We start from the raw sequence: 18,738 nt of genomic DNA on the forward strand, positions 1-18,738 counted from the left end.
GAATCCGCGCCATGAACTGGTGGCGACATGCGGCATGGTGGATGCTGGCCTGGGCCGTGGCCGCAGGCTGCGGCGCGGCCTGGCTGGCGCATGGGCGCCTGCAGTCGCTGCGCGAGGTCTTCGACACCGATGCCCGCATCGCCCACCGGCTGCTGAGCCAGCGCATGGTGCAGCACGATGCCATCCTGGGCACGCTGGCGCTGCTGCAGCCGCGCCAGCCCGCGCCCGACCAGGCCTCATGGAAGCAGTTGCCGCGCCTGTATCCGCAGGTGCTGGATGTGGCGCGCCGCTCGGCCGCCGCAGGCGAGTCCTGGCCCGCGCCCTGGCCGCACGGCATGGCCGAGGCCGAGCGCCGCTCCCAGGCCAGCGGCCATGCCGAACTGGCCCTGGCCGATCTGGCCCGGGGCCGCCTGTACCTGGTGCAGGCCGGGCTGCCGGCCAGCTATGCATTGCTGCTGGACCTGCGCGCCACCATTCCCGCCGACGAATGGCCCATGCCACCGGCCACCAGCCCGGTGCGCGCCTGGCTGGCCCTGGGCGGCCAGGAGTTCCTGATCCAGCCAGGCCGCACCGGCGCGCAAGGCTGGAGCACATGGTCCTGGGAGGTCAGCAAGACCCTGGCCTCGCCCAGCCAGCCGCTGGTGCTGTACCTGCGCCAGCCGCTGGACGCCTCGGTGCTGCCCTGGACGGCCATGCTGGGCTGGGCCCTGGGCTGCGCGCTGGCCGTGGCCGCGCTGCGCGCCCTGCTGCGCCAGCGCGTGGCCCGCCGCCGCGCCGAGCAATTGCTGCAGCTGGGCCAGGTGGCGCGGCTCAATACGCTGGGCGAACTGGCCGCCGGCATGGCGCATGAGCTGAACCAGCCGCTGACGGCGGTGCTCTCCAACAGCCAGGCCGCGCGCCGCCTGCTGGCCGAGGACCCGCCCGAGATGGACGCCGCCCGCCAGGCCATGACGCAGGCGGCAGAGCAGGCCAAGCGCGCATCGGCCGTGGTAGGCCGGCTGCGCCGCCTGGTGGAGCAACCGGGGCTTGCGCCCCAGGCCGAGCCGTTGGATCTGAACCAGGCCGTTGCCGAAGCGCTTTATCTTCTGGAGCCCGAGCTGCGGCGCCGCCAGGTCCAGGTCAAGGTGCAGATGAAAGTGCAGGCCGCCGATCTTCCCGCCGCCCAGGCCGACCCCGTGGCCGTGCAGCAGATACTGCACAACCTGCTGGTCAACGCGCTGCAGGCCATGCACGAGCAGCCGCCCGCAACACGCCATCTGCGGGTGGAACTGGAACGACGCGACACCCGCCTGCTGGTGGCGGTGCAGGACAGCGGACCCGGCGTGGCGCCCGAGATGCGCCAGCGCCTGTTCACCCCGTTTGCCACGGGCCGCGCCCAGGGGCTGGGCCTGGGCCTGACGCTGAGCCAGAGCCTGGCCGAATCCATGGGCGGCAGCCTGGAGCTGGCCGCCTCGGGACCGGGCAGCGGAGCCCGCTTCGAGCTGCTGCTGCCTGCGGCGTGCGCCAGTGCATGCGCCAATGCATCCACGGCACGCGCCGCCCCCACCGCATTCACACCACCACCACCACCACCACCGAACCCATGACTGCCGCGCCTGCCCAAGACCTGTCCCCGCTGATCCATCTGGTCGATGACGACGAGGCCGTGCGCGACAGCCTGGCCCTGCTGATCGGCACCGTGGGCCTGCGCGTGCAGTGCTGGGCCGATCCGCTGGCCTTTCTCGAAGGGCTGGACCGCCAGGGCATAGGCGCCATCGTGATGGACGTGCGCATGCCCGGCATTGGCGGACTGGCCCTGCTGGGCCGTCTGGTGGAGCAGGGCGTGGACCAGCCCGTGATCATGCTCACCGGCCATGGCACGGTGGACATGTGCCGGCGCGCCTTCAAGGCCGGCGCGGCCGAGTTCCTGGAAAAGCCCGTGGACGACGAAGTGCTGATCGACGCGCTGCAAGGCGCCGTGCGCCAGCATGTGCAGTCGCGCGAACGCCAGCAGGCCGACCGCGATGCGCAGCAGCGCTTCGCCCAGCTCTCGGCACGCGAGCGCGAGGTGCTGGCGCTGATCGTGCAGGGCCTGACCAACAAGGAGATAGGCCGCAGCCTGGAGCTGTCGCCGCGCACGGTGGAAACGCACCGGGCCAACCTCTTCACCAAGCTGGAGGCGCCCAGCCTGGCCCAGCTCATACGCCGCTACGCCAGCCTGGCGGACACGGCGGCAGGCGCCTGAAGCGCCACCGCCTCGCCCAGCGCGCCTGGCTTATCCGTATTTCTACGCAGCGCCGCGCGTAGCCGTCCGAATGGTGCGCGGCGGCGGCATTTTCTACAGTGCATGCATGCCGTCCGGGCTTGTGGCCCGGGCCGTACTGCCCCCCAAGGAGAAGACCATGCAACGCCACGCCACCAAGCTCGCCACCCTCGCTGCCCTGACCCTGGGCCTGATCACCACCGCCGCCCAGGCCGAGGCCGTGCGCACGGAAAAGAACATGTCGCTGGAGCTGGCCAACCAGATCGCCGCACGCAGCGTGGCCGCCTGCGCCGCCGATGGCTATGCCGTCACCGCCACCGTGGTGGACCGCGCCGGTACCGTGCGCGCCGTGCAGCGCGCCGACAATGCCGGCCCCCACACGCTGGAGGCCAGCCGGCTGAAAGCCTATACGGCCGCATCGGCCAAGAACAGCACGCTGGCCATCATGGAAGGCGCGCAGAAGAACCCCGGCGCCGCCAACCTGGTGAACATTCCCGGCTACCTGCTGCTTGGCGGCGGCCTGCCGGTGAAGGTGGGCAACGAGGTGATCGGCGCCGTGGGCATCGGCGGCGCGCCCGGCGGCCACCTGGATGACAAGTGCGCCCAGACGGCACTGGGCCAGGTGCAGGACCTGCTCAAGTAAAGAAGCCGCGCCATCCGTGATGCGGCGCTGCAAAAAAAAGACAGGCCGCCACGGCCGGCCCTGATGCTCGACAGCCGCACGCGCTCCCTCGCGTCAGCGGCCGCTCACCCTCGTACAAGAGTGCTATCAAAATCTCGGCGATTCCGCTATAAATCCCCAGCGAGGGGGACGAATGCCAGAGAACGTCGATGCGCAAACCACGGGGCCCAACGATACGCTGCTGCGGCTGATAGCAGATACGGCTCCGGCCATGCTGGCCTATTTCGATGCGCACACGCTGCGCTGCCGCTTCGCCAACATCAACTACGCACGCAATTTCGGATTGACGCCCGCCGAGGCCGTCGGCAAGACCGTGCGCGAGATCGTGGGCGAAGCCGCGTGGCAGCTCATCGCAGAGCATGTGGAGCGCGGCCTGCGCGGCGAACATGTGCGCTACGAGCGCGAGGTGCCCCGGCCGGATGGACCGCCTCGCCATATCGAATCGCTGCTGATGCCGCACTTCGAGCACGGGCAGCTGCAGGGCGCCGTGGTGCAGATCACCGACGTGAGCCACCACCACCATGTGGCGCAGAAGGTGCGCGACAGCGAAGAGCGCATGCGCAAGTTCACCGAGGTCACGACCGAGGCCATCGTCATGCACCGCGACGGCCTGATCATCGACGGCAACGAGGCCCTGTCACGCCTGGCCGGCTACACGCTGGACGAGCTGACCGGCCGCCCCATCCTCGACTACATCTGCCCCGAGTTCCGCCTCTATGCGCTGCAATACATGCGCAGCGGCCGCGAGGACCGCTTCGACGGCGCCATCCAGCACAAGGAGGGCCACCGCATCCCCGTGGAGATCGAGGCCAAGACCATGCCGGCCGAGGGCGGGCCCTACCGCATCGTGCTGGTGCGCGACATCACGCTGCGCCAGCTGGCGCAGGAGCGCATGGACTTCCTGGCCCAGCACGACCAGCTCACCCAACTGCCCAACCGCGTGCGCCTGATCCAGATGCTGCGCCAGGCGCTGTCGCTGGCCTCGGTCAAGCGGCGCGCCCTGGCCGTGCTCATCATCGACCTGGACCACTTCAAGACCATCAACGACTCGCTGGGCCACCAGGCCGGCGACCTGCTGCTGTGCGAGGTCGCCCAGCGCCTGCGCGGCAGCGTGCGCGCCCATGACCTGGTGGCGCGCGTGGGCGGCGACGAGTTCGTGGTCGTGCTCACCGACGACCCCGATCCGCAGGAGGCCGAAACCCAGGCCAGCCACCTGCAGCGCATCATCGAGGTGCCCTGCACCATCGATGGCACGCCGCTGGTGATCTCGCCGTGCATGGGCATCGCCATGTACCCCGGCGACGGGAAAACCGCCGAAGAACTGCTCAACCGCGCCGAAAGCGCCATGCACATGGCCAAGGACAGCGGCCGCCGCAACCTGCAGTTCTATGCACCCGCCCAGGACGGCCAGGCCACCCAGGCCCAGATGCTGATGCAGGAGCAGCAGCTGCGCGGCGCGCTGGAGCGCGGCGAGTTCGAGCTGTACTACCAGCCCCAGACCTTCACGGCCGATGGCCGGCTGGCGGGCTTCGAGGCCCTGGTGCGCTGGCGCCACCCGCAGCGCGGCCTGGTCCTGCCCGGCGAGTTCATCGGCTTTGCCGAGGCGCGCGGCCTGATCTCGGCCATAGACCACTGGGTGCTGCGCGAGGCCTGCCGCCAGGCGCGCCAGTGGCAGGACGAGGGCCTGGCGCCGGTGCCGCTGTCCGTGAACCTCTCGGCGTTGGAATTCCGCCAGCGCGACATGGCGCGCGAGGTCGCACAGGTGCTGGAAGAAACGGGGCTGGAGGCGCGCTGGCTGCACATCGAACTGACCGAATCCACGCTGATGCACACCAGCGGGCAGGTGCAGGACACCTTGCAGGCGCTGCAGGCCCTGGGCGTGGGCCTGGCCATCGACGACTTCGGCACCGGCTACTCCTCGCTGGCCTACCTGCGCCGCCACCCGATCAACCAGCTCAAGATAGACCGCTCCTTCATCGCCGACGTCCCCGATAGCGAGGACGACACGGCCATCGTCACCGCCATCGTGCAGATGGGCCACAGCCTGCACCTGGACATCGTGGCGGAAGGCGTGGAAACACCGGCCCAATTGGCGCTTTTGCGCGAGCTGGGCTGCGGCATGATGCAGGGATACCTTGTGGCGCCGCCCCTGCCGGCCGAGAGGGCGCGCGCCTGGCAATTGCACAACAGTCATCCAGTCCAACGACAATAGCCCATGGTTTTGCTTCACAACCCCTCGCAGGCCTCCAGGGCCGCAGCCACCTTGCACACCGACCCACAGCGGGCCCTGGAGCACGTACAGCAGATCTACCGGGAGCAGATAGAGCACCTTCGCTCGAACATGCAGCGCTTCGTCTCCGGCGAAACCCCGGCCGCGCCCGTCCACGCCTACTACCCCTTCGTTCGCATGCACACAAGCACCGTGTCGCGCGCCGACACGCAACTGGCCTACGGCTTCGTCGAGGGCCCGGGCACGCACGAGGCCACGCTCACGCGGCCCGACCTGTTCTCGCGCTACTACGCCGAGCAGTTCCGCCTGCTGATCAAGAGCCACGGCGTGCCGCTGGAGGTGGGCCTGAGCGACAAGCCCATCCCCATCCACTTCTCGTTCGCCGAGAACGACCACATCGAGGGAACGCTGACGCGCGAGCGGCGCCAGCTGATGCGCGATGTGTTCGACCTGCCCGACCTCGAGGCCATGGACGACGGCATCGCCAACGGCACCTGGCGCCCCCAGCCGGGCGAGGCCCTGCCGCTGTCGCTGTTCACGGCCCCGCGCGTGGACTATTCGCTGCACCGCCTGCGCCACTACACGGGCACCCAGCCCGAGTGGTTCCAGAACTTCGTGCTGTTCACCAACTACCAGTTCTACATCGACGAATTCATCCGCCTGGGCCACGCCGAAATGGCCAGGGAAGACAGCGAGTACGTGGCCTTCATCGAGCCCGGCAACGTGGTCACGCGCCGCACCGGCCTGCCGGCCCAGCCCAATGACGAGCTGGGCACGCCGCCGCCGCGCCTGCCGCAGATGCCGGCCTACCACCTGGTGCGCGCCGACCACAGCGGCATCACCATGGTCAACATCGGCGTGGGCCCGGCCAACGCCAAGACCATCACCGACCACATCGCCGTGCTGCGCCCGCATGCCTGGATGATGCTGGGCCACTGCGCGGGCCTGCGCAACAGCCAGCAGCTGGGCGACTACGTGCTGGCCCATGCCTATGTGCGCGAGGACCATGTGCTGGACGAAGAGCTGCCGCTGTGGGTGCCCATTCCCGCGCTGGCCGAGATCCAGCTGGCCCTGCAGCAGGCCGTGGCCGACGTCACGCAGATGGACGGACCCGACCTCAAGCGCATCATGCGCACCGGCACCGTGGCCAGCACCGACAACCGCAACTGGGAACTGCTGCCCAACAACCTGCCCCAGCTGCGTTTCAGCCAGAGCCGCGCCGTGGCGCTGGACATGGAAAGCGCCACCATCGCGGCCAACGGCTTCCGCTTCCGCGTGCCCTATGGAACGCTGCTGTGCGTGTCCGACAAGCCGCTGCACGGAGAGATCAAGCTACCCGGCATGGCCAACCACTTCTACCGCGAGCGCGTGGACCAGCATCTGCGCATCGGCATGCGCGCCATCGACATCCTGCGCGAGGGCGGCACCCAGCGCCTGCACAGCCGCAAGCTGCGCAGCTTTGCGGAGGTGGCGTTCCAGTAAGCGAGCGTTGCCCGCTCCTGCGTTTCGCCTCTCGCCTCGCACCGCCATCCAGGGACGTCCATGCCCTCCACGCTGCCGCCCCTGGACTTTTTCTCCATGACCGCGGTCGTGGCCATGAACATGATGGCCATGTCGGCCGCCCTGCCCCTGGCCATGGGCCGGCGCGTCAGCGGCGCCGCGCGCCATGCCCAGCATTTCTTCCTGATCCAGGCCGGGGCCTGGATCTGCATCCTGATCGCCAGCCGCCTGCCGCATGGCCTGCTCTGGCGCGATCTTCTGTCGCTGGGCGCCGCCGTCTGCGCGGCCTGCGCCCAATGGCAAATGGTGCGCGCCCTGCGCGAATGGCTGGGGCCGCGCCCGCGCTGGCTGGAGTGGGGGCTGATCGCACTGTGCGTGCTGGGACCGCTGGGCTTTGCCCTGCTGCTGCCGCAAACGGCCCTGCGCACCGGCTGGTTCAGCGCCACCCACGGACTGAGCCTGGTGGCCCTGGCCGGCCTGTGCCTGGGCCCGCGCCGGCCCGTGGCGCGCAGCTGGCGCTACCTGATGTGCGGCGTGGCCGCCTTCATGGGATTGATGCTCTTGCTGCGCAGCTACCTGGCCCTGGCCACGCCCTTCCTGCCCAGCTTCACCGCGGACAGCGGCGCCAACCAGATCTTCGCCCTGCTGACCACGCTGAGCAGCACGCTTCTGATGGTGGCCGTGCTCGTGGCCTGGCGCGACGAGACCAGCCAGCAACTGCGCGACCTGGCCTTGCAGGACATGCTCACCGGGCTGCCCAACCGCCGCGCCCTGCTGGAGCGTGCACCCGCCATGCTGGCCCATGCCCAGCGCCACCGGCAGCCCCTGGCCCTGGTGATGCTGGACCTGGACCACTTCAAGCATGTCAACGACGAATACGGCCATGCCGTGGGCGACCAGACGCTGTGCCTGTTCGCCCGCCTGCTGCAGCAGCAGCTGCGCAGCGACGAGATCGCCGCGCGCTGGGGCGGCGAGGAGTTCTGCCTGCTGCTCTACACCACGGAGGACGGCGTGGACACCCTGTGCACCCGCCTGCAGTCTGCGCTACTGCAGGCCTCGCGCAAGGTGCTGGGCTTCGAAGTCCGCTTCAGCGCCGGCTGCGCCCACGCACCCCAGGTCTGGAACGGCCTGTGCCTGGAACTGATGCTGGCCCCGCAGACGCCGCCCTCTACGCCGCCAAGCGCCGCGGGCGCGATTGCTGGACGCAGGTGCGGCTGAGTCCGGCGGCCGCGTCCGAGGCCCAGGGGACGCAGCAGTCGGCCTCCGCCCCTGAGCAGGCCATGGCGCACGGGCACACGCTCTAGTGGGCGCAGTTGCGGATTATGTCCACCGCCTTCTCCGCAATCATCACCGTGGGCGCATTGGTGTTGCCGCTGACGATGCGCGGCATGACCGAGGCATCGACCACGCGCAGGCCCTTGATGCCGTAGACACGCAGCTGCGCATCGACCACGTCCATGGGCCCCGGCCCCATGCGGCAGCTGCCCACAGGGTGATAAATGGTGTCGGCATGACTGCGGATGAAGGCCTCGATGCCGGCCTCGTCCTGCGCGCCGGCAGAGACCGGCATCTCGCGCCCGCCCAGGGCCGCCAGTGCCGGCTGGGCCAGGATCTCGTGGGCACGGCGCACGCCGTTCACCATGCGCCGCATGTCCTGCGCGTCGGAGAAAAAGGCCGGGTCCACCAGCGGCAGGGCCAGCGGGTCGGCACTGGCCAGGCGCAGGCTGCCGCGGCTGGCGGGCTGCAGCACGCAGACATGCAGCGAATAGCCATGGCCCCAGACCGTCTTGCGCCCGTGGTCCACCAGCTTGGCGACGACGAAGTGCAGCTGCAGATCGGGCGCAGCCTCGCCAGGGCTGCTGCGGATGAAGCCTCCCGCCTCGGCAAAGTTGGTGGTCAGCATGCCGCGCCGCTGGCTGCGCCATTGGCCCACGGCGGCCAGCAATCTGCGCGCACCGCCCAGTGACAGGCCGAAGCTGTCGGTCAGCTGCGCGCCATCGACCACCAGCACCACATCCGGGTGGTCATGCAGATGCGCGCCCACGCCGGGCAGATGGTGGACCACATCGATGCCCAGCGAACGCAGGTGCTCGCCCGGCCCCACGCCAGACAGCATCAGCAACTGGGGCGACAGCAGCGCTCCACCGCTGAGCAGCACCTCGCGACGGCAGTGCAGTTGCTGCACCGTACCGCCCTGCAGGTACTCCACGCCCACGGCGCGCCGGCCCTCGAACAGAATGCGCAGCACCTGGGCACCCGTTTCCACGCGCAGATTGGGCCTGGCACGGTGCGGTGCCAGATAGGCCTTGGCGACGTGGTGGCGCTCGCCGTGGCGCTGGGTGACCTGGTACAGGCCCACGCCCTCCTGCGCCTGGCCGTTGAAATCCGCGTTGTGCGCATGGCCGGCCTGCACGCCCGCCTGCACGAAGGCCCGGGACAGCGGGTTGGGATCGCGCAGGTCGGCCACGTTCAGCGGCCCGCCCGCGCCATGCCAGGCATCGGCGCCGCGCTCGTTGTGTTCGGCACGCAGGAAATAGGGCAGCACCTCGTTCCAGCTCCAGCCCGGGTTGCCCTGGGCCGCCCAGTGGTCGTAGTCGGCCGGCTGGCCGCGCACATAGACCATGGCATTGACCGCGCTGGAGCCGCCCAGCACCTTGCCGCGCGGCTGGTGGCCGCGCCGCCCGCCCAGGCCCGGCTGGGGCACGGTGGACAGGCCCCAGCTGTAGCGACCGCCCTTGGCCATGGCGGCCATGCCCGCCGGACAGTGGATGAGCACGCTGGAGTCGGGGGGCCCGGCCTCCAGCAGCGCCACCTGCGTCTCGGCCTCCTCGCTGAGCCGGCCCGCCAGCACCGAGCCCGCCGATCCCCCTCCGATCACGATGTAGTCCAGCATGTCTCTCCTCCCCTGCGGTGTAGCCATCCACTGTTGCAGTCGCCTGCGCGGCGCCGCAAGCCGGGGCAAACCCGGTGGATGCTCCGAATCCCGCTACGATCGCTGGATCGCATTCACGTTCGCATTCACTTTGTTCGTTTGAGGAGACTGACAGTCATGGCAATTCAAACCGTAGGCATCATCGGCGCAGGCACCATGGGCAACGGCATCGCGCAGGCCTGCGCGGTATCGGGCATCGACGTGGTCATGGTGGACATCTCGGAGGCCGCCGTCCAGAAGGGCGTGGCCACCGTCTCGGGCAGCCTGGACCGCCTGATCAAGAAGGAAAAGCTGACCGAAGCCGACAAGGCTGCAGCCCTGGCCCGCATCAAGACATCGACCGACTACGCGGCGCTCCAGGGCGCGCAGCTGGTCATCGAGGCCGCCACCGAGAACTACGAGCTCAAGGTCAAGATCCTCAAGCAGCTGGACGCGCTGCTGGATGCCGACGTCATCGTCGCCACCAACACCTCGTCCATCTCCATCACCCAGTTGGCTGCCGTGACGGGCCGTGCCGACAAGTTCATCGGCATGCACTTCTTCAACCCCGTGCCCATGATGGCGCTGGTGGAGATCATCGTCGGCCTGCAGACCAGCGACGCAACGCACGCCACGGTCAAGGAACTGTCCGAGCGCCTGGGCAAGAGCCCCATCACCGTGAAGAACGCGCCCGGCTTCGTGGTCAACCGCATCCTGGTGCCCATGATCAACGAGGCCTTCTTCGTGCTGGCCGAAGGCCTGGCATCGGCCGAGGACATCGACGCCGGCATGAAGCTGGGCTGCAACCAGCCCATCGGCCCGCTGGCCCTGGCCGACATGATCGGCCTGGACGTGTGCCTGGCCGTGATGGAGGTCTACCTCAAGGAATTCGGCGACAGCAAGTACCGCGCCTGCCCCCTGCTCAAGGAAATGGTGGCCGCCGGCCGCCTGGGCCGCAAGACGGGCCGCGGCGTGTACAGCTACTGATACACGGCCTTTGCCTGCCTGCCGGCCCGCACGGGCCGGCCGTCTTCTGCGCGACTGCGCCCTCCAGCGGCCTGCTCTAAGGTCCATGCGCAGGAGACAACCATGGACATCAACACCCCCACCCCGCCGCCCGAAGGCTGCATCAGCTGCGAAGTGCGCGGCCATGTGCTGCTGATCGGCATCAACCGCCCCGCCAAGCGCAACGGCTGGACGCCGCCCATGTTCCAGCAGCTGGCCGAGGCCTATACGCGCCTGGACGACGATCCAGAGTTGCGCGTGGGCGTGCTGCATGCGTTTGGCAGCCATTTCACCGCGGGGCTGGACCTGCCGGTGATGGCGGAGTACCTGCGCTCGGGCAGGAAGGCCATCCCGCAAGGCCTGGTGGAGCCGCACGACTACGGCCTGGTCGGCTACCGGCGCCGCGCCAAGCCCATGGTGGTGGCCGTCAAGGGCATCTGCTTCACGGTGGGCATCGAACTGATGCTGGGAGCCGACATCGTGGTGGCGGCCGATGACTGCCGCTTTTCCCAGCTGGAGGTGCAGCGCTGCATCATGCCCACGGGCGGCGCCACGCTGCGCATGGCCGAGCGTGCGGGCGTGGGCAATGCCATGCTGCACCTGCTCACGGCCGATGAGTTCGACAGCGCCGAGGCCTATCGCCTGAACTTCGTGCAGAAGGTGGTGCCGGCGGGCCAGGAACTGGCCGAGGCCCTGCGCATTGCCGAGCGGATTGCCGCCCAGGCGCCGCAGGCCGTGGTGGCCACGCGACTCAATGTGCTCAAGGCCATCGAGCTGGGCCAGGCCGCCGCCGTGGCCGACTTCATTCCCGTGCAGCAGCGCCTGGCCAGCAGCGAGGATGCCGCCGAAGGCGTGCGCTCCTTCATCGAGAAACGCCCCGCGCGCTTCACGGGCCGGTAGGCCTTTCTCGCCCTCCCGATCTTCCCCCTCCGATCTGGAGGGATTTCCCCATTTAAATTGTGCACAATTTAATTGACAGCAATAATTCAACCCATGCCACGCAACGCCCTGCCCACCGACACCCCCGAGCTTCTGCGCCTGGACAACCAGGTCTGCTTTGCGCTGTACTCGGCGTCGCTGGCCATGACCAAGCTCTACAAGCCCCTGCTCGAGGGCATCGGCCTGACCTATCCGCAGTACTTGGTGATGCTGGTGCTGTGGGAGCGCGACGGCCTGACCGTGTCGGAGATCGGCGAGCAGCTGACCCTGGATTCGGGCACGCTGACGCCGCTGCTCAAGCGGCTCGAAGGCGCGAATCTGCTGGAGCGGGTGCGCGATGCGCAGGACGAGCGCCGCGTGCGCATCACGCTCACCCCGCAAGGCCGGGCACTGCGCGATGCGGCTGAAAAGATTCCCGCCTGCGTGCTGCAAAGCACGCAGTGCACGCTGCCCGAGTTGCAGGCGCTGACGCAGCAACTCGGCGCACTGCGCCAGCGGCTGGCGCCGCGCCGCAGCGACTGACAACGGATTGCCGATTTCCTCCACCCGTCCGCACAGCCGGACAACTTTGCAAAAGGAAGACACCATGGCCCAGCTCGAAAAAGTCCTGTACACCGCACGTGCCCACACCACCGGCGGCCGCGACGGCGCCTCGCGCACCGATGACGGACGCCTGGACGTGACCCTTTCCTCGCCAGGCACCAGCGGCACGGGCACCAATCCCGAGCAGCTGTTCGCCGCAGGCTACTCGGCCTGCTTCATCGGCGCCATCAAGGCCGTGGCCGGCAAGCAGAAGATCAGCCTGCCGCAGGACCTGTCCATCGACGCCGAAGTGGACCTGGGCACCATCCCCAACGCCTACGGCATCGCTGCCCGCCTGAAGGTCAGCCTGCCCGGCATGGACAAGGCCGCCGCCCAGGCCCTGGTGGACGCAGCCCACCAGGTCTGCCCCTACTCCAACGCCACGCGCGGCAACATCGACGTGCAGATCACCCTGGCCTGATCAGGCCCAGTCCGGCCTCTGCAGCCATTGCAGCCTGCGGCCAACGAGGTCGTAGCGCGCATGGCAGGTCAACGGACCGTGCAACGCGTCGGCCGCATAGCTGACCAGCGCGATCTCGCCCACGTCGGCCTGCCGGTGCTGCAGCACCGGCAGGCCGCTTATCCATTGCAGCACCTGGGCGCGTGGCCAGGCGGCGTTCCAGGCGCCCAGCGTCACATGGGGCACGTAGGGGCGCAGCGCCTCGGTCAGCGCCAGCCCGGGCCTTGCCGGCCTGAGTGCACCATGCAGCATGCCCAGCGTGGGCCCGCCCTGGCTGCTGTCGCGCACCTGCAGATAGGGCGCCATCTCGAAACTGCCCCAGCCGCCGAATTCCAGTTGCAGCGGCGCGGCCGGCAGGTCCTGCAGCGCGTGCAAGTCGCGCGATAGTTCCGCCGCGCCGTAGGCGTCCGGCAGGGCCGCATCGCCATCCAGAAAGCCCGCCGTGGCCAGGGTCACATGCAGTTGCCGCTGGCAGTGCGGAACCAGCGCCGTGCCCAGCAAACGACGTGCCTGCGCACAGGCGGCTTGCACGGCGTCGCGCACGGGCGGGGCCAGCGCCTGCATCGCCACCACCCAGACCGCATAGCGGCCACGGCCGAGGTGCCAATCACTCCAGTCGTCGGATGGCCCGGCCGCGCTGGCAATGGCATGGGATTGCAGGAAATGGGGCAGCAGCGGCACGGCGGGCGAATCGGCAAAGGCTAGGCAGCCGCACAGCTTAAGCCAGCCCCGGCGACAATCGCCCCATGTACGTCACACCGCACGATCCTGATCTGAATGCCGTCCCCGACGACGGCTCGCACGCCTATGCCCGCCTCACGCCCGACGTGGTGCTCGATGCCCTGGCCTCGGTCGGCCTGTGGGGCGACGGCCGGCTCACGGCCCTGGCCTCCTACGAGAACCGCGTCTACCAGGCCGTGCTGGAGGACGGCGAACGCGTTGTGCTGAAGTTCTACCGCCCGGGCCGCTGGAGCCGCGAGCAAATCCTGGAGGAGCATGCCTTCAGCGCCGAGCTGACGGCCGCCGAAGTGCCCGCCGTGCCCCCGCTGGTGCTGGAAGGCGCCACGCTGCACAGCCACGCGGGCTTTGATTTCTCGGTCAGCCCCTGGCGCGGAGGCCGTCCGCCCGAGCTGGACGACTTCGAGGTGCTGGAATGGACCGGCCGCTTCCTGGCGCGCATCCACACCGTGGGCGCGGCCCGGCCCTTTGCGCACCGGCCGGCGCTGGACCTGGCCAGCTTTGGCCAGGATTCCATGCAGTGGCTGCTGGGCCAGCAGCTGATTCCGCTGGAAGTGGAATCCACCTGGAAGGCCGCCTGCCAGCGCGCGCTGGACCTGATGGCACCCGCCGCCGACGGCATGAGCGCGGCCGGCCACTTCGGCCTGCACAGCGCGCGCACGCTGCGCCTGCATGGCGACTGCCATCCCGGCAACGTGCTGTGGACGCCGCTGGATGACGAAGGCCGCGGCGGCCCGCATTTCGTGGACCTGGACGATGCGCGCACCGGCCCGGCCGTGCAGGACCTGTGGATGCTGCTGTCGGGCGACCGGGGCCAGCGCACACGCCAGCTGGGCGCCCTGCTGGATGGCTACGAGCAGTTCCGTCCCTTCGACCGCCGCGAGCTGGCCCTGATCGAGCCGCTGCGCACGCTGCGCCTCATTCACTACAGCGCCTGGCTGGCGCGGCGCCAGGACGATCCGATCTTTGCCATCAACTTCCCCTGGTTCGGCACGCCCGACTACTGGCGCGGACAGGTGGACATGCTCAACGAGCAGATCGAAGCCATGCAGGAAGAGCCTCTATACGCCTGAGGCCACCGGGCCGCCTGCCTCCCGAAGACAGATATCTTTACAAATTGTCCAAGCCCGCGGCGCCCTATCCAGGGCTGCGGGTTCCGGGGTATTCTCGGCCCGAAATCCCATCGGCCATGCCCTACTCCGCCTTCCCACCATCGCTGCCCAACCCGCTACAGCCCTTGCCTGCCGCGCAAAAGGTGCTGGTGGTGGACGACGTTCCGGACAACGCCACCGTCATCTGCCAGGTGATCAAGGATCTGTGCGGCCCGCTTGTGGCCTACACCGGCGAGGAGGCGCTGGCCCTGGCCCACCAGCACCAGCCCGACCTCATCCTGCTGGACATCCGCATGCCGGAGATGGACGGCTTCGAGGTCTGCCGCCGCCTCAAGGCCGACCTGGAGACCGCGCATATCCCCATCATCTTCCTCACCGCGCTGACCGAGCCCCATTGCGAGGAACTGGGCCTGAACCTGGGCGCCGTGGATTTCGTGACCAAACCCTTTCGCCCGGCCGTGCTCAAGGCACGCGTGCGCACGCATCTGGAGATTGCACAGCAGCGCCAGATGCTGCAGCTGCTGTCGCACAGCGACGGGCTGACGGGCGCGGCCAACCGGCGCTTCTTCGGAGCCCAGCTGGCGCGCGAGTTCATGCGCCTGCAGCGCCTGGGCGAGCCGCTGTCGCTGGTGATGATCGACGTGGACCATTTCAAGGCCTACAACGACCACTACGGCCATCTGGTCGGGGATGAATGCCTGAGCCAGCTGTCCCAGGCCATCCAGGGCGCGCTGCACCGGCCGGGCGATCTGCTGGCGCGCTATGGGGGCGAGGAATTCGTCTGCCTGCTGCCCCATACGGCGCTGGATGGCGCGGTGCTGGTGGCGCAGGGCATCGTCGATGCGCTCAGGGTGCTGGACCTGCCCCATGCCGCCTCGCCCCTGGGCCAGGCGCTGACCGTGAGCCTGGGCGTGGCCTGCATCGCGCCTTCGCCCACCAACAGTGCCCAGCAACTGCTGGCCGATGCCGATCGGCGCCTGTACCTTGCAAAAAACGCTGGTCGCGACCGCATCGTCTGGGCTGGGTGACCGGAAACACCCCCTGAGGCGCTACGCGCCTTCCCCCCGTTGCACGGCGCCTCTCTACTCGCTTCGCGAGGGAGGGGGACGACGCCCTCGGCTGGGCGCCCCCGCCGCGAGGCGGCTCTTGCTTGGCGTCCCTGAGTTGGGCCGTGGCAGTTTCACACAGCGCGATAGAGCCGGCTCAGCAACGTCCATCGACGCGGCAGGTCGGCACGACCTGACCGCTGGCGTCGCGCCATTGCAACTGGCCGGCCGGGGTCTGATGCGGGGCTGCAGGCGCTGGCTCCTGGGCCGGTTGAACGTTGGAACGCTGCGGATCGTGCAGCACGGTGGATGAACCCACGCCCACGCCGACCCGCGCGCCGCCCACGCCCGTGGAGGCGCCCACGCCTGCGCTGCCCAGCACCTGGCCGCTCTGGTTGACGCCGACGCCAACGCCGACCGGGCCCACGCCCGTGCCGACCCCGGCACTCAGCCCGCCGCTGCCCAGCCCCACGCCCACCGACACGGGGCCGACCGGAATGCCGATGCCCACGCCGCCGCCCACCGAGCCGCAGCCGGCCAGCAGCAGCGCGCAGGCACCAAGCGCGGTCCACGCTGCCTTGCGGGATGGCAGGGAGGTCATGAAAGCGGAGGGTGGAACTGGCATGCCGGACTCTCTGGACAAGGGAAAACACAGGGACGGCCACAGGGTACACCTGCCCGCCCGGCGCACGATGCCGGCGGTATGCCCGGGTCCATGCCAGGGGCTCGGAGGCAGCGAAACACCCGGGACACGCGGGTTTCTTAGAATTCACCCATTGGCCTGCGGGTCATTCCAGATTCCATGCGCTCCCGGGCAGTGCCGTGGCGCCACGGCGGCGCCAGGCCCGCGCGGCGCCGCCTCCACCCCGCTGTCCCCTCGCTTTCGCTTTCTTCGCGCTCCTTCTTCTATGCAAACCCGTTGGCCACCCTATGCGTGGGTGTGTTTTTCCATGTGCGTGGGCGTCATGGGCACCGCCCTGGCCAGCCCGCTGTACCCGCTGTACCAGCAGGCCTGGGGGCTGCAGCCCAGCCACATCACGCAGATCTTCGTGGCCTATATGTTCGGCGCGCTGGCCAGCCTGCTGTTCCTGGGCCGGCTGACCGACCGTTTCGGCTTTGTCACCGTGCTGCGCGCCGGGCTGATCCTGATGACGCTGGGCGTGCTGGCCTCCACCGTGGCCTGGAACGTGCCCAGCTTTGCGCTGGGGCGCGTGGTGATCGGCGTGGCTTCGGGGCTGATCACCACCTCGGCCTCGGTGGGCATGACCCGGCTCAACAACCGGGGCGACCTGCAGCGCGCTGCTGCCACCACCAGCCTGACCATTGCCTTCGGCTTCGGGCTGGGCCCCGTGGTGGGCGGGCTGATCGCGCAGTGGCTGCCCTGGCCGCTGGTCACGGCCTACATCCCCTCGCTGGGGCTGGGGCTGCTGGCCGTCTATGCGCTGTACCAGGTGCGCATCGCCGAGCCGGCCGAGCTGGCATCCACCCAGGCACGCGCGCTGCACTGGCGCGATTTCATGCCCACCATCACGCTGCCGGAGCGCCGCTTTGCGCGCCACTACGCGCTGGGCGGCATGTGCGCGTTCTGCGCCTTCGGCATGTTCAGCCTGTTCGCCTCGCTGGCGCCCAGCTTCATGCAGCGCATGGTGCCCTGGCACGGGCCGGCTGTCTCGGGCCTGTCCATCGGCGTGATCCTGTTCCTGTCGGCGGGTTTCCAGTACCTGGCGCGCCCACGCCCGACCAAGGGCTCGGCCATTCTGGGCTTTGCCTGCCTGGTGGCCTGCAACCTTCTGCTGCTGGTCAACAGCTTCGCGGGCTCGGCCCTGCTGTTCGCGCTCAGCGTGATCACCACGGCGGCAGGCCACGGCCTGTGCAACCTGGCGGGCATGTCCATCGTCAACAAGGTCTCCACGCCTGCCACGCGCACGGGCCTGCTGTCCACGTACCTGGTGGTCGGCTACCTGGGCACCATCGTGCCCATCCTGGGCCTGGGCTGGCTCTCGGACCATATCGGCATCACCGAGGCCCTGGTCGCCTACTGCATCGTCATGGGCGCGCTGGCCGGCTGGCTGTGCTGGATGTGCACGCGCACGCCCACGCTGCCCATGCCCAAGCACTAGGGCCTGTTCGCGCCCACGCGCAGGCCTGTTCAGCGAAAGTGCGGCCCCGGCCCGTCTTCGGCCAGGCAGTCGCCGTCATTGCGCAGCGGGCAGACCTTGAGGGACAGGCAGCCGCAGCCTATGCAGCCGTCGATCTGGTCGCGCAGCTGGGTCAGGCCCTGGATGCGCGCATCCAGCGCATGGCGCCAGCGTGCGGACAGCGCGGCCCAGTCGGCCTGCGTGGGCGTGCAGCCGCTGGGCAGGTCCTGCAGCGCCTCGGCAATCTCGGCCAGCGGCACGCCCATGCGCTGGGCCACCTTGATGACCGCCACGCGCCGCAGCACGGCACGCGCATAGCGGCGCTGGTTGCCGGGCGTGCGCAGGCTCTCGATCAGTCCCTGGCGCTCGTAGAAATGCAGGGCCGAGACGGTGATGCCGCTGCGCCGGGCGACTTCGCCCACGGAGAGGATGGCCGGCCCGTCATGGTCGGACGCGGTGACACCGGCAGAAGACAGATTCATGGCAGCAGGAAAATAGGCGCAGGAAAAATAGGTCCAAGCAGGCCTGCATTTGACCTCAACTTTGGTTGAGGTTCCACACTGGCAAGCCTCGCCGGCAGGTCCGGCGCAACCTCAGACTCCAAGCCATACATGCCACACGACGCACTTGTGACCGCCTCGGCACAGCCCGCAGCTTCCACGGCCCCGCAACTGCACCATCTGCAGCCCGCCGGCCTCTACGACGCCACGCCCAACGGCTACACCCATGTGGTCACCGTGCACGGGCCGGCGCAATGGGCCTTCGTCTCGGGCCAGGGCGGCGAGAACCAGGCGGGAGACCTGCCCGAGAGCTTCGCGGTGCAGGCGCAGCAGGCCCTGTCCAACCTCAAGCTGGCGCTGCAGGCGGCGGGCGCGGACATGGGCCAGGTGGTCAAGCTGACCCTGCTCATCGTCGACCACTCGGAGGCCCGCTTCAACGACTGGCAGGCCGCCGTACGCCTGCATTGGGGGGATGGCGCCCCCGGCGATGCCCGGCCGCGCTTTCCGGCCTGCACCCTGATCCCCGTGCCCCGGCTGGCCCTGCCCGGCATGCTGATCGAGGTCGATGCCGTGGCCGCGCTGCCCGCCACCGCCCAGCCGGCGCGGCCGCCGCTGTGGGTCTGACCCGTCCGTTTGCCAGCGATCAGCAGATA

General features: G+C 69.2%; 18 protein-coding genes. 14 read left to right on the forward strand and 4 right to left on the reverse strand.

All coding sequences use genetic code 11. The features are described 5' to 3' along the window. Positions 1 to 11 precede the first annotated feature (11 nt). The 6 genes from ACFPFG_RS14995 to ACFPFG_RS15020 all read left to right on the forward strand — a co-directional run bounded on the left by ACFPFG_RS14995 (position 12) and on the right by ACFPFG_RS15020 (position 7,872). The gene (locus tag ACFPFG_RS14995; RefSeq protein ID WP_380107217.1) at positions 12 to 1,586 is read left to right on the forward strand and encodes a sensor histidine kinase; all 1,575 of its coding nucleotides are present in this window, start codon (positions 12 to 14) and stop codon (positions 1,584 to 1,586) included. Next, positions 1,583 to 2,224 (forward strand): response regulator transcription factor, encoded by a 642-nt coding sequence (locus ACFPFG_RS15000; RefSeq protein ID WP_197953537.1) that lies wholly within the window; start codon positions 1,583 to 1,585, stop codon positions 2,222 to 2,224. The genes ACFPFG_RS14995 and ACFPFG_RS15000 overlap by 4 nt, the downstream gene beginning before the upstream one ends. Positions 2,225 to 2,381: 157 nt before the next feature. Next, complete coding sequence (locus ACFPFG_RS15005) at positions 2,382 to 2,885, forward strand: GlcG/HbpS family heme-binding protein (RefSeq protein ID WP_013804315.1); 504 nt, start codon at positions 2,382 to 2,384, stop codon at positions 2,883 to 2,885. A gap of 172 nt (positions 2,886 to 3,057) precedes the next feature. Next, positions 3,058 to 5,136, forward strand: coding sequence for a putative bifunctional diguanylate cyclase/phosphodiesterase (locus ACFPFG_RS15010; RefSeq protein WP_374622298.1), 2,079 nt, complete (start codon positions 3,058 to 3,060; stop codon positions 5,134 to 5,136). A 3-nt stretch (positions 5,137 to 5,139) separates the two neighbouring features. Continuing rightward, positions 5,140 to 6,636, forward strand: coding sequence for an AMP nucleosidase (locus tag ACFPFG_RS15015; RefSeq protein ID WP_183020080.1), 1,497 nt, complete (start codon positions 5,140 to 5,142; stop codon positions 6,634 to 6,636). Between the two features lie 60 nt (positions 6,637 to 6,696). Then, entirely contained in the window at positions 6,697 to 7,872 is a 1,176-nt protein-coding gene (locus tag ACFPFG_RS15020; protein WP_380107220.1) for a GGDEF domain-containing protein, read from the forward strand. Positions 7,873 to 7,954: 82 nt separating this feature from the next. Here the strand turns inward: ACFPFG_RS15020 and ACFPFG_RS15025 are convergent, their stop codons facing one another. Beyond that, the gene (locus ACFPFG_RS15025; protein ID WP_380107222.1) at positions 7,955 to 9,547 is read right to left on the reverse strand and encodes a GMC family oxidoreductase; all 1,593 of its coding nucleotides are present in this window, start codon (positions 9,545 to 9,547) and stop codon (positions 7,955 to 7,957) included. 156 nt (positions 9,548 to 9,703) lie between these two features. On the opposite strand from ACFPFG_RS15025, the gene ACFPFG_RS15030 reads away from it, so the two are divergent. The 4 genes from ACFPFG_RS15030 (at position 9,704) to ACFPFG_RS15045 (ending at position 12,512) form a co-directional block, all read left to right on the forward strand. Further along, positions 9,704 to 10,552 (forward strand): 3-hydroxybutyryl-CoA dehydrogenase, encoded by an 849-nt coding sequence (locus ACFPFG_RS15030; protein WP_183020077.1) that lies wholly within the window; start codon positions 9,704 to 9,706, stop codon positions 10,550 to 10,552. A 102-nt stretch (positions 10,553 to 10,654) separates the two neighbouring features. Beyond that, positions 10,655 to 11,470: a crotonase/enoyl-CoA hydratase family protein gene (locus ACFPFG_RS15035; RefSeq protein ID WP_012203128.1), complete on the forward strand. Its 816-nt coding sequence runs from the start codon at positions 10,655 to 10,657 to the stop codon at positions 11,468 to 11,470. Between the two features lie 93 nt (positions 11,471 to 11,563). Next, positions 11,564 to 12,031 (forward strand): MarR family winged helix-turn-helix transcriptional regulator, encoded by a 468-nt coding sequence (locus ACFPFG_RS15040; RefSeq protein WP_183020076.1) that lies wholly within the window; start codon positions 11,564 to 11,566, stop codon positions 12,029 to 12,031. 64 nt (positions 12,032 to 12,095) lie between these two features. After that, entirely contained in the window at positions 12,096 to 12,512 is a 417-nt protein-coding gene (locus ACFPFG_RS15045) for an organic hydroperoxide resistance protein (protein WP_183020075.1), read from the forward strand. Here ACFPFG_RS15045 and ACFPFG_RS15050 read toward each other — a convergent pair whose 3' ends face one another. Further along, positions 12,513 to 13,232, reverse strand: coding sequence for a 2'-5' RNA ligase family protein (locus ACFPFG_RS15050; protein WP_380107225.1), 720 nt, complete (start codon positions 13,230 to 13,232; stop codon positions 12,513 to 12,515). 65 nt (positions 13,233 to 13,297) lie between these two features. On the opposite strand from ACFPFG_RS15050, the gene ACFPFG_RS15055 reads away from it, so the two are divergent. Beyond that, complete coding sequence (locus ACFPFG_RS15055) at positions 13,298 to 14,362, forward strand: serine/threonine protein kinase (RefSeq protein ID WP_183020073.1); 1,065 nt, start codon at positions 13,298 to 13,300, stop codon at positions 14,360 to 14,362. A 116-nt stretch (positions 14,363 to 14,478) separates the two neighbouring features. Next, the gene (locus ACFPFG_RS15060) at positions 14,479 to 15,429 is read left to right on the forward strand and encodes a diguanylate cyclase (RefSeq protein WP_183020072.1); all 951 of its coding nucleotides are present in this window, start codon (positions 14,479 to 14,481) and stop codon (positions 15,427 to 15,429) included. A gap of 175 nt (positions 15,430 to 15,604) precedes the next feature. On the opposite strand, the gene ACFPFG_RS15065 is transcribed toward ACFPFG_RS15060, so the two are convergent. Continuing rightward, the gene (locus ACFPFG_RS15065; protein ID WP_183020071.1) at positions 15,605 to 16,072 is read right to left on the reverse strand and encodes a hypothetical protein; all 468 of its coding nucleotides are present in this window, start codon (positions 16,070 to 16,072) and stop codon (positions 15,605 to 15,607) included. A gap of 325 nt (positions 16,073 to 16,397) precedes the next feature. Between ACFPFG_RS15065 and ACFPFG_RS15070 the strand changes: the two genes are divergently transcribed. Beyond that, positions 16,398 to 17,567 carry an MFS transporter gene (locus ACFPFG_RS15070; RefSeq protein ID WP_183020216.1) on the forward strand — a complete coding sequence of 390 codons (1,170 nt, stop codon included), beginning with the start codon at positions 16,398 to 16,400 and terminating at the stop codon, positions 17,565 to 17,567. 29 nt (positions 17,568 to 17,596) lie between these two features. Here ACFPFG_RS15070 and soxR read toward each other — a convergent pair whose 3' ends face one another. After that, complete coding sequence (gene soxR / locus ACFPFG_RS15075) at positions 17,597 to 18,067, reverse strand: redox-sensitive transcriptional activator SoxR (protein ID WP_380107228.1); 471 nt, start codon at positions 18,065 to 18,067, stop codon at positions 17,597 to 17,599. A gap of 129 nt (positions 18,068 to 18,196) precedes the next feature. On the opposite strand from soxR, the gene ACFPFG_RS15080 reads away from it, so the two are divergent. Further along, the gene (locus ACFPFG_RS15080) at positions 18,197 to 18,709 is read left to right on the forward strand and encodes a RidA family protein (protein ID WP_380107230.1); all 513 of its coding nucleotides are present in this window, start codon (positions 18,197 to 18,199) and stop codon (positions 18,707 to 18,709) included. Positions 18,710 to 18,738: the final 29 nt, after the last annotated feature.

This window comes from Delftia deserti (genome assembly GCF_042653485.1).
In the GTDB taxonomy this organism is placed as follows: Bacteria; Pseudomonadota; Gammaproteobacteria; order Burkholderiales; family Burkholderiaceae_C; genus Comamonas; species Comamonas acidovorans.

Bases quoted from the DNA above. Each gene is read 5' to 3' on its own strand.
- ACFPFG_RS14995 (WP_380107217.1), top strand. From the start codon at position 12: ATGAACTGGTGGCGACATGCGGCATGGTGGATGCTGGCCTGGGCCGTG.
- ACFPFG_RS15000 (WP_197953537.1), top strand. From the start codon at position 1,583: ATGACTGCCGCGCCTGCCCAAGACCTGTCCCCGCTGATCCATCTGGTC.
- ACFPFG_RS15005 (WP_013804315.1), top strand. From the start codon at position 2,382: ATGCAACGCCACGCCACCAAGCTCGCCACCCTCGCTGCCCTGACCCTG.
- ACFPFG_RS15010 (WP_374622298.1), top strand. From the start codon at position 3,058: ATGCCAGAGAACGTCGATGCGCAAACCACGGGGCCCAACGATACGCTG.
- ACFPFG_RS15015 (WP_183020080.1), top strand. From the start codon at position 5,140: ATGGTTTTGCTTCACAACCCCTCGCAGGCCTCCAGGGCCGCAGCCACC.
- ACFPFG_RS15020 (WP_380107220.1), top strand. From the start codon at position 6,697: ATGCCCTCCACGCTGCCGCCCCTGGACTTTTTCTCCATGACCGCGGTC.
- ACFPFG_RS15025 (WP_380107222.1), bottom strand. From the start codon at position 9,547: ATGCTGGACTACATCGTGATCGGAGGGGGATCGGCGGGCTCGGTGCTG.
- ACFPFG_RS15030 (WP_183020077.1), top strand. From the start codon at position 9,704: ATGGCAATTCAAACCGTAGGCATCATCGGCGCAGGCACCATGGGCAAC.
- ACFPFG_RS15035 (WP_012203128.1), top strand. From the start codon at position 10,655: ATGGACATCAACACCCCCACCCCGCCGCCCGAAGGCTGCATCAGCTGC.
- ACFPFG_RS15040 (WP_183020076.1), top strand. From the start codon at position 11,564: ATGCCACGCAACGCCCTGCCCACCGACACCCCCGAGCTTCTGCGCCTG.
- ACFPFG_RS15045 (WP_183020075.1), top strand. From the start codon at position 12,096: ATGGCCCAGCTCGAAAAAGTCCTGTACACCGCACGTGCCCACACCACC.
- ACFPFG_RS15055 (WP_183020073.1), top strand. From the start codon at position 13,298: ATGTACGTCACACCGCACGATCCTGATCTGAATGCCGTCCCCGACGAC.
- ACFPFG_RS15060 (WP_183020072.1), top strand. From the start codon at position 14,479: ATGCCCTACTCCGCCTTCCCACCATCGCTGCCCAACCCGCTACAGCCC.
- ACFPFG_RS15065 (WP_183020071.1), bottom strand. From the start codon at position 16,072: ATGCCAGTTCCACCCTCCGCTTTCATGACCTCCCTGCCATCCCGCAAG.
- ACFPFG_RS15070 (WP_183020216.1), top strand. From the start codon at position 16,398: ATGTGCGTGGGCGTCATGGGCACCGCCCTGGCCAGCCCGCTGTACCCG.
- soxR (WP_380107228.1), bottom strand. From the start codon at position 18,067: ATGAATCTGTCTTCTGCCGGTGTCACCGCGTCCGACCATGACGGGCCG.
- ACFPFG_RS15080 (WP_380107230.1), top strand. From the start codon at position 18,197: ATGCCACACGACGCACTTGTGACCGCCTCGGCACAGCCCGCAGCTTCC.